Raw genomic sequence first — 12656 nt, 5'->3', positions numbered from 1 at the left:
CTCACTCGCCCGAGAGGAGCGAGGCGGCGTCGAGGGTGCCCTCGCCCTTGTTCCAGTTGCAGGGGCACAGCTCGTCGGTCTGCAGGGCGTCGAGCACCCGCAGGACCTCCTTGGGGTTACGGCCGACGGAACCGGCGGTCACCATGGTGAACTGGATCTCGTTGTTCGGGTCCACGATGAAGACGGCGCGCTGGGCGAAGCCGTCCTCGCCCTCGACGCCGCAGTCGCGCATCAGCTCGTGCTTGGAGTCGGCCAGCATCGGGAAGGGCAGGTCACGCAGGTCGGCGTGGTCCTTGCGCCAGGCGTGGTGGACGAACTCGGAGTCGCCGGAGACGCCGAGGATCTGGGCGTCACGGTCGGCGAACTCGTCGTTCAGCTTGCCGAAGGCGGCGATCTCGGTGGGGCAGACGAAGGTGAAGTCCTTCGGCCAGAAGAACACCACACGCCACTTGCCCTCGTAGGACTTGTGGTCGATCTGCTCGAACTCCTTGCCGCTCTCCAGCGACACGCAGGCGGTCAGGTCGTAAGCGGGGAACTTGTCACCGACAGTGAGCACGCGCTCTCCTTGCAGGCAGGAAGGGTCCCTTTTGGGGTCTTCCGTGGGGGTTGGACAAGTCACAGCATGGCACGGGGTGCATTGATCAGTGAAATAGCTAGAGTGGTTCATGTTGATCGAAGGTGGTTATCAGTGGCATCCCCTTACAGTCCCCCGCACCCCCAGAACCGGGGCAAACAGCCGAGCCTCTCCCAGCTCAGGGCGTTCGCCTCGGTCGCCGAGCACCTGCACTTCCGTGACGCGGCCGCCGCCATCGGCATGAGCCAGCCCGCGCTCTCGGGCGCGGTGTCGGCACTCGAAGAGACACTCGGTGTCCAGCTCCTCGAACGGACGACCCGCAAGGTCCTGCTCTCGCCCGCCGGGGAACGGCTCGCGGTCCGCACCCGGGCGGTCCTCGACGCGGTGTCCGAGCTGATGGAGGAGGCGGAGGCGGCGCAGGCGCCCTTCACCGGGGTGCTGCGGCTCGGGGTGATCCCCACCGTCGCCCCGTACCTGCTGCCGACCGTGCTGCGCCTGGTCCACCGGCGCTATCCGGAGCTCGACCTCCAGGTCCACGAGGAGCAGACCTCCTCGCTCCTGGAGGGACTCGCCGCCGGGCGCCTCGACCTGCTGCTGCTCGCGGTGCCCCTCGGCGTGCCCGGTGTCACCGAACTCCCGCTCTTCGAAGAGGACTTCGTCCTGGTCACCCCGCGGGACCATCCGCTGGCGGGCCGGGACGACATCCCCCGCGAGGCGCTGAGGGAACTCCGGCTGCTGCTCCTCGACGAGGGGCACTGTCTGCGCGACCAGGCGCTCGACATCTGCCGGGAGGCCGGGCGCGCCGACGGCGCCGAGGTCACCACCACGGCGGCGGGGCTCTCCACCCTGGTCCAGCTGGTGGCCGGGGGCCTCGGGGTGACCCTGCTGCCGCACACCGCCGTCACGGTCGAGACCGCCCGCAACAGCGCCCTGCGCACGGGCCTGTTCACCGGACCCGCGCCCGCGCGGCGGGTCGCCCTGGCGATGCGGACCGGGGCCGCCCGGCACGCCGAGTTCGGCGAGCTGGCGGAGGCCCTGCGGGAGGAGCTGCGGGGGCTGCCGGTCCGGGTGGTGGACGGCGATTCCTGAGGGCGCCGTCCCGCCGTCCCGCCGCCGCGACGGCGCGACGGCGCCGGGCCGGTGCCGGTCCGCCGCTCCCTTGCCGACGGGTCCCCGGCGCTGCGCCGGTACGCGAGGACGGGCGGCGGTTCCTGGAACCCCCCGGTGCCAGGAACCGCCGCCCGTCCTCGTACATCCGCCCGGAGGGTTACTCCGTGCGCAGGCCGTCCGCGCGCATCAGGCGCCACAGCGCGGGCATGGTCAGCAGCGTCACCGCCGCGATCAGGCCGAAGCCGATGCCGACCACCGGCAGGAAGACCCACCAGTCCTGGACCCGCTGCCCGCTCATGCGCAGCAGGACGAGGCCGAGGCTCAGCCCGCCCGCCACGGCGAGGAGCAGTCCGAGGACGATCGGCACGGCCGTCTGCCACAGCACCGACCAGCTCAGCGTGGAGCGCCGGGTGCCGAAGGCGACGAGCGAGGACAGCAGCCGTCCGCGGTCCCTGAGCTGCTCCAGGGTGGTCACCAGGAGCGAGGCGGCCACCAGCAGCATGGTGAGGGTCGAGCCGACGAGGATCCCGGTGCGGACGCTGCTGAACTGGGCGTTCCGCTCGGTGTCCGAGAGGGACCGGACCCAGGACGTCGGGTCGATGGCCGCCGCCGTGTTCCGTACGAGTTCGGCGGCGTCGGGCACGGCCGGGTCGAGCCGCACCATGGCGAGCGCCTCGGGCTCGTCCAGCCGGGTGGCGTCGATCGCGGACGGGGTGGCGAGCACGCCGTACTGGTACGAGCCCGTCGGGTCGGGGCGGGAGGTCACGGTCCGCGCGTCGGCGGGGATGCGCCACTCGGGCAGCGGGGTGCCCGCAGGGCGCTTCGGCGCGTCCGGGTGCGGATGCGGGTCCCGCAGGGCGACCGTGGCGCCGGGCCGCGCGGCCCGGGTGACCCAGCTGTCCGGCGGGGCGCCCTGGACGCCGTGCGCGAGGAGGACGAAGACGTCCCCGTCCGCGCAGGAGGGCAGCTTCGCGAACTCCCGGAGCGAGGGGCAGTCGCCGACCCGGACCGAGGTGATCGGGGCGAACTCCTCGCCCTTCCGCAGCGGCCCGGAGCGCCACAGGTGCGCCTCCATGACGCCGATGACGCCGGTGACGCCCCCGGTGGAGCCGATGCGGTCGATCGCCGCGCGGGCCTCGCCGGAGGTCCGGGCGTCGGTGGTGACCGCGATCTGGGCCCGGCTGGTGTCCTGGCCGGACGCCTGGGTGAAGTCGGTCTCCATCGCCTGGAACAGCATCTGGAGCGCGATGGCCCCGGTCGCGGCGACGACGATGCCGCTGACCGCTCGGGCGGCGGTGCCGCTGCTCAGCTGGAGCCTGCGGACCGCGAGCTGCCAGGCCACGGGCCCGGCGTGCAGCCGTTTCACCCCCGCCTCGACGAGCCAGGGCAGCAGGGTGGTGAGGCCGATCAGGGCGAGGGTGGTGCCGCCCACGACGCCCGCCGTGTCGATGCCGGTGTCGGTGATCTCCACCCGGCCCGTCATCCGCGCCAGCAGGGCGACGCCCGCCGCGAGGAGCAGCAGCCGCCACCAGAGCCTGCGGCGGCGCGGGGTGGAGGTCCGGACGACGCCGAGCGGTTCGATCGCCACTCCGCGCAGCGCGAAGAGGGTGACGACGACCGAGGCCACCGGGACCGAGGCGAGGGCGAGCGCGGCGAGCGCGGGCATCGGGACGACGTCGGACGGGAAGGCGTTGACGTCCCAGACGGTGAAGGCGCCCGCGAACCGCCGGGCCACCGCGAAGAGCCCGGCGCCGACCAGCAGGCCGAGCAGGGCGCCCGCGAGGGACTCGCCGGCCGCGATGCGCCGGGTCATGGCGGTGTCGGCGCCGACCAGGCGCAGGGCGGCGAGCCGCCGGTCGCGCTGTTCGCCGCCGAAGCGGACGGCGGTCGCGATGAAGACGAGCACGGGGAGGAGCAGGACGACACAGGCGACGACGACGAGGAGCAGGAGGAAGCCGTTGAAGGGTTCCTCGGGCACGGACCAGCCGTAGCTCACCCCGCGCCCGTCGGCGTCGTCCTCGGTGAGGAAGCCGACGTGGACGACGTACCGCAGGTCGGACGGGCCGATGAGGCCGTCCTTCCCGAGGGTTCCGGCGATCTCGTAGGGGAGGCGTTCCTTGAGCAGGGCGCCCTCGGGGGAGCCGAGCAGCTCGCGGAGGGCGGGGGAGACCAGCATCGAGCCGCGCGCGGGGAAGGCGTCCGCTCCCGGGGGGACCGTGGGCGCGTCGCCGTCGGGCCGCAGCAGCAGCCCGGAGACGGAGGCGTCCCGGTAGAGGGTGGACCGGGTGAGGTGGAGGAAGGTGGCGGGCCCGGGGGAGGTGACCTGCCCACTGGCGTCGACGGCGCGGGCGGAGTCGCGCACCTCCCGCTGGAACGTCATGTTCGGCAGGGAGGCGGCGAGCAGCAGCAGGGTGACGCCGAAGCCGACGCCGGTCGCGGTCAGCAGGGTGCGGAGCAGTCCAGGACGGCCTCCGGTGACGGCGAAGCGGGCGCCGAGGCCCAGGTCGCGGGCCCAGGTGCGGAGCTTCACGCGGCCCACTCCGCGTCCCGTACGGCTCCGTCGCGCACGACGACCTCGCGGTCGGACCAGGCGGCGACGCGGGCCTCGTGGGTGACGAGGACGACGGCGGCACCGGTGTCCCGGGACGCCTCGGTGAGCAGCCGCATGACCCGTTCGCCGTTGAGGGAGTCGAGGGCGCCGGTGGGCTCGTCGGCGAAGATCACCCGGGGGGTGGCGACGAGCGCGCGGGCGACCGCGACCCGCTGGCCCTGGCCACCGGATATCTCACCGGGGCGCTTGCCCGCGATGTCCTCGACCTCCAGGCGGGCCAGCCACTCGGTGGCCTTGGCCTCGGCGGCCTTCCGCTTCTCGCCGCCCAGGCGGAGCGGCAGGGCGACGTTCTCCGCGCAGGTCAGCTCGGGGACGAGCTGGCCGAACTGGAACACGAAGCCGAAGTCGGTGCGGCGCAGGGAGCTGCGGGCGGTGTCGGAGAGGGCGGTGAGCTCGCGTCCGCCGTAGGTGATGGTGCCCGCGTCGGGGCGGACGATCCCGGCCAGGCAGTGCAGCAGGGTCGACTTTCCGGAGCCCGAGGGGCCCATGACGGCGACGACCTCGCCCGCCCGGAGGGCGAAGGAGGCGCCCGCGAGCGCGGGCGTGGGGCCGTAGGCCTTGTCGAGGCCGGTGGCGAGGAGCAGCGGTCCGGCGGTCATCGGCGGACCTCCTCGGCGAGCTGGTCGAGGCGCGCGGTGGTCAGTTCCAGCCAGCGCAGGTCCGCTTCCAGGTGGAACAGGGCGTGGTCGCAGATGAGCTGGTCGGCGAGGTCGCCGTCCCGCTTGCGCCGGGTGAGCTCCCGCATCAGGCGCAGGTGCTCGGCGCGCTGGCTGTCGAGGAGCTCGGCGGCGCCCCGGCCGGTGAGCAGGGCCAGGACGACCTTGGTGTAGAGGACGGAGTGGAGGTACGGCTCCGGCTTCTCCGGGGTGGCGAGCCACTGGGCGACGTCGGTGACGCCCGCGTCGGTGATGGCGTACCGCTTCCGCTCCGGGCCGCCGCCCGCCTCGACCCCGTCGACGACGACGAGGCCGTTCTTGAGGAGCCTGGACATGGTCGAGTAGACCTGGCCGTAGTGCAGCGGCCGGTCGTGGCCGAACCTGTCGTCGAAGGCGCGCTTGAGGTCGTAGCCGTGGCGCGGACCGGACTCCAGGAGCCCGAGGAGGGTGTGACCGATGGACATGGCGGTCACTGTACACCCGGTGTATACGCCGTATGTATAGACCCTCCGGACAAACGGAATGCGGTCTTCAGGCAACCATCCGGCGCGCCCGCACGTCGGTTCCTCTGGACATGGGTGCTGATTCTCACGTCCTGAAAAGGCGTGATCGGTTGTTCTTTGTCCGCGTCGCCGGTGTTAGCTGGCTAGCTGAGCGCGCCCGGAGCGGGCGGGACGGGGACCGGGGTGCCGGTACACACGACGAGCGGAGCGACAGGACACATGGGCGGACCTGACAAGAGCAAGGCGAAGAAACGCGGACTGCGCCGTCTCTTCTCCTGGAAGAAGCTCCTGGGCACCTTCTTCGTCTTCTGCCTGCTCGCCATGGGTGCCCTGTACGTCGTCTACCTCATGGTCCCGGTGCCGAAGGCCAACGCCGAGGCGACCATGCAGAGCAACATCTACAAGTACGCCGACGGCAAGATCTTCGCCCGCACCGGCAAGATAAACCGCGAGATCGTCGGCCTGGAGAAGATCCCCGACAAGGTCCAGAAGGCCTTCGTCGCCGCCGAGAACAAGAGCTTCTACCAGGACAACGGCATCGACATCAAGGGCACCACCCGCGCCGCCTGGTCGACCATCACCGGCAAGGGCAAGCAGGGCGGCTCGACGATCACCCAGCAGTACGTCAAGAACTACTACCTGAGCCAGGACCAGACGGCGACCCGCAAGCTCAAGGAAATGGTCATCGCCCTCAAGGTCGACCAGGAGACCGACAAGAGCGACATCCTCGCCGGGTACATGAACACCAGCTTCTACGGGCGCAGCGCCTACGGCATCCAGGCCGCCGCCCGCTCGTACTACGGCGTCGACGCCACCCAGCTCACCACCGCCCAGGGCGCCTACCTCGCCTCGCTGCTCCAGGCGCCCAACCAGTACGACTGGACCTCCGCCAGCACCACCGGCCGCAAGCTCGTCGAGCAGCGCTGGAACTACGTCCTCGACAACATGGTCGGCGAGGGCTGGCTCCCCGCCGACGAGCGCGCCGGGATGAAGTTCCCGGTCCCGCAGAAGCCCCGGCCCGCCCCCGGCATGGAGGGCCAGACCGGCTACATCGTCGAGGCCGCCAACCAGGAGCTGATGCGCCAGGGCGTCAGCGAGGAGGACATCAAGGCCGGCGGCTGGACGATCACCCTCAACATCGACGAGAAGAAGCAGAAGGCGCTCGTCAAGGCGGTGAACGACGAGCTGGAGGCCAAGCTCGACCGCGAGGGCGACAAGAAGGACGCCACCGTGCAGGCGGGCGCCACCTCCGTGGACCCGAAGACCGGCGCGGTCGTCGCGATGTACGGCGGCGTCGGCGCCACCGAGCACTGGCTCTCCAACGCCACCCGCCGCGACTACCAGCCCGCCTCGACGTTCAAGCCGATCGTCCTCGCCTCCGCCATCGACAACGGCGCCACCACCCAGGACGGCCGGAAGATCGGCCTCGGCACCGTCTACGACGGCACCAGCAAGCGCCCGGTCGTCGGCAGCACCATCCCCTTCTCCCCGGAGAACGAGGACAACCGCAGCTACGGCCCCGTCACCGTGCAGAAGGCCACCAACAGCTCGATCAACTCGGTCTTCGCCCAGATGATCGTGGACGTCAGCCCCTCGAAGACCAAGAAGACCGCCCTCGCCCTCGGCATGAAGGACGGCCAGGACTTCGGCCAGACGCCCGCCATGTCCCTCGGCACCATGGGCGCCTCCACCCTCGACATGGCCGGGGTCTACGCCACCCTCGACAACCACGGCGTGAAGGTCACCCCGACCCTGGTGAAGTCCGCCGCCCACCGGGACCGCACGGTCACCCCCGCCCCCGCCATCGGCGAGCAGGTCATCAGCCGCGAGGCCGCCGACACCGTCACCAAGGGCATGACCGGTGTGGTGGAGAACGGTTCCGGCCTCCGCGCCGCCGGTGACTACCAGGCCGCGGGCAAGACCGGCACCTCCGAGAACAACCGTTCCGCCTGGTTCGTCGGCTACACCCCCGAGCTGGTCACCGCCGTCGGCCTCTTCGGCGAGGACACCAAGGGCAACCAGGTCACCCTCACCGACACCATCAACCCGGGCCGCGCCAACGGTGGCCGTACGCCCGCCGAGATCTGGGGCGCCTACACCACCGGCGCCCTCGGCGGCGGCTCCGACGCCACCTTCGACCTGGAGACCGACGGCTCGGCCCCGGTCGAGCCCGACCCGGACCCCTCCCTCACCACCCGGGCTCCCGAGGAGCCCACGGAGGCCCCGACCACCGCGTCGCCGCACACCACGACCCCGCCGACGACGGCTCCCACCACCGTCCCGCCGACCCGGCCGACGACCCCGGAGACCACGCCCCCGCCGACCACCGAGCCCCCGGCGACCGAGGAACCGACCTCCCCGCCGCCCACGACCGGTCCGCCGGACGGCGGAGGCGGCGGCGAGCAGAGCGGTACCCGCCCAGGACAGTGACGGCACGCCGAGGGCCGGACCCCGATCAGGGGTCCGGCCCTCGGGCGTACGGCCGTGGCGCCGGGTCAGCCGACGCCGACCTCCTTGGCCACCCGGTCGCCGAGGGCCCGGTCCACGTTCCGCCAGTAGCCCACCGCCCGCTCCAGGACCGGGGCGCTCACCCCCGCTCGGAGGTGTCCGGCGATGTTCGACACCAGCCGGTCGCGGGCCGCGTCGTCGAGGACCTCACGGACCAGGGTGCCCGGCTGCCCCCAGTCGTCGTCCTCCGCGTGGAGCGTGTACGCCTCCCGCACCAGCTCGCCCGCCGCCGCCCAGCTCGCGGGCTCGCCGAAGCGCCCGTAGTCGGCCGAGGGACCGCCGTACGAGTTCGGCGCGTACGGCCGGGCGGTCGTCGAGGCCTCGTACCGCATGGCCCCGTCCTTCGCGTACGAGTGGACCGGCGCGTGCGGCCGGTTCGGCGGCAGCTGCGCGTAGTTCGGGCCGATCCGGTACCGGTGGGCGTCCGGGTACGAGAAGAGGCGGCCGAGCAGCATCTTGTCCGGCGAGGGGCCGATCCCCGGCACCAGGTTCGAGGGCTCGAAGGCCGCCTGCTCGATGTGGACGAAGTAGTCCTCGGGGTTCCTGTTCAGCGTCATCCGGCCGACCTCGATCAGCGGGAAGTCGCCGTGCGGCCACACCTTGGTCAGGTCGAACGGGTTGAAGCGGTAGTCCGCCGCCGCCTCGAACGGCATCACCTGCACCTTGAGCGTCCACGAGGGAGCGTTCCCGGACGCGATCGACTCGTGCAGGTCCCGGCGGTGCACGTCCCCGTCCGTACCGGCCAGCGCGTCCGCCTCCGCCTGCGGCAGGAAGTCGACGCCCTGGTCCGTCAGGAAGTGGTACTTCACCCAGAAGCGTTCACCACCGGCGTTGATCCACAGATAGGTGTGCGAGCCGTAGCCGTTCATGTACCGGTACGACTTCGGGATGCCCCGGTCGCCCATCAGCCACGTCACCTGGTGCGCGGTCTCCGGCGAGAGCGTCCAGAAGTCCCACTGCATGTCGTGGTCGCGCAGCCCCGTCACCGGATGCCGCTTCTGCGAGCGGATGAAGTCCTGGAACTTGGTGGCGTCCCGCACGAAGAAGACCGGCGTGTTGTTGCCGACCAGGTCGTACGTGCCCTGGTCGGTGTAGAACTTCAGGGCGAAACCGCGCGGGTCCCGCCAGGTGTCAGGGGAGCCCTGCTCGCCCGCCACCGTGGAGAACCGGGCCAGCATCTCCGTGCGCGCACCCGGCTGGAAGAGCACCGCCCGGGTGAACTGGCTGACGTCCTGCGTCACTTCGAAGAAGCCGTACGCGCCGGAGCCCTTGGCGTGCACCACGCGCTCCGGGACCCGTTCCCGGTTGAACTGGGCCATCTTCTCGATCAGGTAGTGGTCCTGGAGCAGGACCGGGCCGTCGGGGCCGACCGTCAGCGAATGCTCGTCGCTCTCGATCGGATTCCCGGCGTTGTTCGTCGTGTAGGTCACGAGCGTCTTCCCGTCGGTGGGGGGTCAGGGGTCGGGCCGCTGCGTCCACCACCGAAGTCAACTCCGCCGACGGAAGATCGGCAACCGCTGGCCCGCACGTGCGTACGGGAGGGTGATCCGGGTACGCGTACGGGAGGCCGACCGGGCGCGCGTACGGGAAGACGGCCCGACACACGCGAGGGAAGGGGCCGGGTGCGCGTACGGGAAGCGCCGGGCGGTACGGGCGGGGCCCCGGTCCGGCGGGACACACGGCGGCGCGCGCCCCGCATCCGGGACGCGCGCCGACACCGTTCTCCGTTCCGTTCTCCCGGGCCTCAGGGGGTCGCGAGTTCGAACCAGACCACCTTGCCGCTCGACAGCCGGGTCGCTCCCCAGCGCCGGGCCAGCCGGTTCACCAGGAACAGGCCGCGCCCGCCCTCGTCGGTGTCCCGGGCGCGCCGCTGCCGGGGCAGCTGCGGCGAGTCGTCGCCGACCTCGCAGCGCAGCACGTCCGTCCGCAGCAGCCGCAGGGTCACCGGCCGCTCCGCGTACCGCACCGCGTTCGTCACGACCTCGCTGATCAGCAGCTCGACCGAGTCCGTCAGCTCCTCGAGGCCCCAGCGGATGAGCGCCCGCCGGGCCAGACGGCGGGCCCGGCCCGGCGCCGCGTCCTCCGGTTCCAGGAACCAGTACGCCACGTCGCTGGGCGCGATCCCGTCGAAACGGGCCGCGAGCAGCGCGATGTCGTCGTCCCGGTCACCAGGACCCAGCATGTCCAGGATGTCGTCGCAGAGCGCTTCGAGCGGCGGCGAGTGGTCGGGACCCGTCAGCTGCGCGGTCGCCGCCAGCCGCTCCCGCAGCTGCTCGATCCCGGTCCACACGTCCCGCAGCCGGGACTCGACCAGACCGTCCGTGTACAGCAGCAGCGTGGCTCCCGCGGGGGCGTCCAGCTCGACCGCCTCGAAGTCCACCCCACCGACCCCGATCGGGGCACCGGGCGGAACGCGCAGCACTTCGGCACGACCACCCAGATGGAGCAGTATCGGCGGCGGGTGGCCCGCGTTCGCGACCGTGATCCGGTGCGAGACCGGGTCGTAGACCGCGTACATACAGGTGGCCATCCGGTTCTCGCCGAGCCGCTGCGCCTGCTCGTCCAGATGGTGCAGGACCTCCTGCGGCGGCAGGTCGAGCCCGGCGAGGGTCTGCGCGGTGGTGCGCAGCTGGCCCATGATCGCCGCCGAGGTCATCGAGTGGCCCATGACGTCGCCGACGACCAGCGCGACCCGGCTGCCGGGCAGCGGGATCGCGTCGTACCAGTCACCGCCCACCCGGGCCGTCTCGGCCGCCGGGAGGTAGCGCGAGGCGAGCTTGACGCCGGTCGGCTGCGGCAGCGAGTCCGGCAGCATCGTCCGCTGGAGCTCGTCCGCGATGTACGCCTCGCGCCCGTACAGCACCGCCTTGTCGATGCCGAGCGCGGTGTGCGTGGCCAGCTGCGCGGCCACCAGCAGGTCGTTCGGTTCGAAACCGGCCCGCTCGGCGCGGCGCATGAAGACGGCCGCGCCGATCACCCGGCGTCTGCCGCGCAGCGGCGCCAGGACCGCCCGCAGCCCGCCGGGCAGCGGGTGCTCGACCCCGAGCAGCTCCGTCAGGGCCGCCTTCGCGGCGGCGGAGTCGCCGAAGACCGGCCGCACTCCGCGCAGCACCTCGGCCAGCGCCCCGCCGGCCCGTACCTCGCAGAGTTCGGCCGCGGGGGTCGGGTCGGGATCGGGTACGAGGACCAGTTCCTCGCCCTCCAGGTCGCTCAGCCGCAGCCGGTCGGTGCGGCGCAGCCGCAGCACGAACGGTGCCACCGGGCGTTCGTCGCCCACCGGCAGCGGATCGCGGAGGTAGACGAGGATCTCGTCGGAGAAGGTCGGCACGGTCGCCCGGCAGAGGCCCAGGACGATCTCGTCCAGGTCGATGCCGCGCGCGATGCGCCGGGTCGCCGCCCCGACGAACCGCAGCCGCTCGCCCTCGCGCCGCATGGTGGTGGCGCCGCCGGGCGGCTGCGGCGACACGGCGACGGCGACCGCGCCGGGTGCCGGGGGAGGCGGCGGGGCGTCCGCCGAGGGGATGGGGGCGGGCGCCGGGACCGCTGGTCCGCCCGAGGGGGCGGGCGCGTCGGAGGGCAGGCCGACCGGCGCCTCCTGGCGGGGGCGCGCGTGTTCCTGCGGCCGGGCTGCCAGGGGCTGCCGGCCTTCGTGGGAGGTGGGATGCTCCGTCACGCGTGGGGTTCCGTCCGTCCGGGCCGGTGGTGCGATGCACTCGCTCTTCTCGCCGATGCCGCGCCTTCAGCGGGACTAAACCCCTGTTGGGCGGTGGATGTGGACGCTCCGCGAGCGGCGGCAACGGCAGGGGTGGGAACACCCGGGCACACGTCCGGCACTGCTCTCCCCCTCATGGGTGACTTCTGGTCAGGTCCTGCGCTGCGGTGGAACCTTGACGTGCCGTCGGTCCGGTCCGACGCGCCGTCAAGCCGGTCCGGAGTGCCGTCGGATCCGCCTCCGCCGTGCGGAGGACGATCCTACGTTTGAACCCCGGGGGCGCATCAAGGGTCTCACGGTGCCGTGTGCGCCGGTGTGCGGTCCCAGTCGGCCGGCAACTGTGGAACTTTCCACTCCGGATCGGGCCGCCAGTCCTCCCAGCCGTCGGCGAACGGCGCGCCCCAGGAGTTGATCCGGTCCACCGCGAGCTGCCCGGCGGTCCGCACCCGCCCGGCCTGCTCGGGACCCATCAGTCCGGACCGCTGGGCCTGCGCGAACTCGTCCTCGTCCCGCCACAGCCAGCTGCGGTCCGGATAGACGGAGATGTCCAGGAAGTGGTCTTCGGAGTCGACCCCGCCGGCCCACCGGACCTGCGGCTCCTCCAGGTTCACGTACCAGCTGCGGAACCGCCAGCCGCGGTCCCAGAACAGCCACACCGACCACGGCTCGCCGGGCCGGGCCAGTTTCAGCACCCCGCTGCCCGACCAGCGCGCGCGCTCCGTGGTGCGGGCGGCGGTGTAGCGGGTGGCGAGCGGCTCGTCGTGGACGGAGGTCCCGTCCGTGAGCACCGGCCGGACGCACTCGGTGCCGGGTGCCATCCAGACCGCGAGCAGTCCGGGCGTGTCGCGCACGACCGTCACCGGTCGGCAGATGTGCACCGCTCCGGTGCCGTTGCCGCGATAGCGCCAGAGGATGTGATCCCCCGGCGCCCAGTGCTGGGAGCCGTCCGATCCTGTCATGCGCAGATCTTAGGGGTGAGCTC

Annotated in this window: 9 protein-coding genes; 2 read left to right on the top strand and 7 right to left on the bottom strand. The window is 72.3% G+C overall.

All coding sequences use genetic code 11. The features are described 5' to 3' along the window. Nucleotide 1: 1 nt before the first annotated feature. Complete coding sequence (locus ACIO92_RS28525) at nt 2-556, bottom strand: peroxiredoxin (protein WP_351791181.1); 555 nt, start codon at nt 554-556, stop codon at nt 2-4. A 132-nt stretch (nt 557-688) separates the two neighbouring features. On the opposite strand from ACIO92_RS28525, the gene ACIO92_RS28520 reads away from it, so the two are divergent. Further along, the gene (locus tag ACIO92_RS28520) at nt 689-1663 is read left to right on the top strand and encodes a hydrogen peroxide-inducible genes activator (RefSeq protein ID WP_366440084.1); all 975 of its coding nucleotides are present in this window, start codon (nt 689-691) and stop codon (nt 1661-1663) included. Nucleotides 1664-1841: 178 nt separating this feature from the next. On the opposite strand, the gene ACIO92_RS28515 is transcribed toward ACIO92_RS28520, so the two are convergent. The 3 genes from ACIO92_RS28515 to ACIO92_RS28505 are packed head-to-tail and all read right to left on the bottom strand — an operon-like array spanning nt 1842 to nt 5415. Beyond that, the gene (locus ACIO92_RS28515) at nt 1842-4214 is read right to left on the bottom strand and encodes an FtsX-like permease family protein (protein ID WP_402283307.1); all 2373 of its coding nucleotides are present in this window, start codon (nt 4212-4214) and stop codon (nt 1842-1844) included. Next, nucleotides 4211-4894 carry an ABC transporter ATP-binding protein gene (locus ACIO92_RS28510; protein WP_366440086.1) on the bottom strand — a complete coding sequence of 228 codons (684 nt, stop codon included), beginning with the start codon at nt 4892-4894 and terminating at the stop codon, nt 4211-4213. Before ACIO92_RS28510 ends, ACIO92_RS28515 begins: the two co-directional genes overlap by 4 nt. After that, nucleotides 4891-5415 carry a PadR family transcriptional regulator gene (locus ACIO92_RS28505; RefSeq protein WP_366440087.1) on the bottom strand — a complete coding sequence of 175 codons (525 nt, stop codon included), beginning with the start codon at nt 5413-5415 and terminating at the stop codon, nt 4891-4893. The genes ACIO92_RS28510 and ACIO92_RS28505 overlap by 4 nt, the downstream gene beginning before the upstream one ends. 258 nt (nt 5416-5673) lie before the next feature. Here ACIO92_RS28505 and ACIO92_RS28500 point away from each other — a divergent pair, with 258 nt between their 5' ends. Further along, nucleotides 5674-7884 carry a transglycosylase domain-containing protein gene (locus ACIO92_RS28500; protein ID WP_402283305.1) on the top strand — a complete coding sequence of 737 codons (2211 nt, stop codon included), beginning with the start codon at nt 5674-5676 and terminating at the stop codon, nt 7882-7884. A 65-nt stretch (nt 7885-7949) separates the two neighbouring features. Here ACIO92_RS28500 and ACIO92_RS28495 read toward each other — a convergent pair whose 3' ends face one another. The 3 genes from ACIO92_RS28495 to ACIO92_RS28485 all read right to left on the bottom strand — a co-directional run bounded on the left by ACIO92_RS28495 (nt 7950) and on the right by ACIO92_RS28485 (nt 12633). Next, nucleotides 7950-9392, bottom strand: coding sequence for a catalase (locus ACIO92_RS28495; RefSeq protein WP_402283303.1), 1443 nt, complete (start codon nt 9390-9392; stop codon nt 7950-7952). 314 nt (nt 9393-9706) lie between these two features. After that, nucleotides 9707-11635, bottom strand: a complete 1929-nt coding sequence (locus tag ACIO92_RS28490) for an ATP-binding SpoIIE family protein phosphatase (RefSeq protein WP_366440090.1) — start codon at nt 11633-11635, stop codon at nt 9707-9709. Nucleotides 11636-11967: 332 nt separating this feature from the next. Further along, nucleotides 11968-12633, bottom strand: coding sequence for a DUF402 domain-containing protein (locus ACIO92_RS28485; protein WP_366440091.1), 666 nt, complete (start codon nt 12631-12633; stop codon nt 11968-11970). Nucleotides 12634-12656: the final 23 nt, after the last annotated feature.

The sequence above is a fragment of the Streptomyces sp. NPDC087215 genome (assembly GCF_044744885.1).
Lineage (GTDB): Bacteria > Actinomycetota > Actinomycetes > Streptomycetales > Streptomycetaceae > Streptomyces.
The sequence above is the reverse complement of the archived record's forward strand: the minus strand, read 5'-3'. Positions and strand labels throughout refer to the sequence as shown.

Bases quoted from the DNA above. Each gene is read 5' to 3' on its own strand.
- ACIO92_RS28485 (WP_366440091.1), bottom strand. From the start codon at position 12,633: ATGACAGGATCGGACGGCTCCCAGCACTGGGCGCCGGGGGATCACATC.
- ACIO92_RS28510 (WP_366440086.1), bottom strand. From the start codon at position 4,894: ATGACCGCCGGACCGCTGCTCCTCGCCACCGGCCTCGACAAGGCCTAC.
- ACIO92_RS28505 (WP_366440087.1), bottom strand. From the start codon at position 5,415: ATGTCCATCGGTCACACCCTCCTCGGGCTCCTGGAGTCCGGTCCGCGC.
- ACIO92_RS28500 (WP_402283305.1), top strand. From the start codon at position 5,674: ATGGGCGGACCTGACAAGAGCAAGGCGAAGAAACGCGGACTGCGCCGT.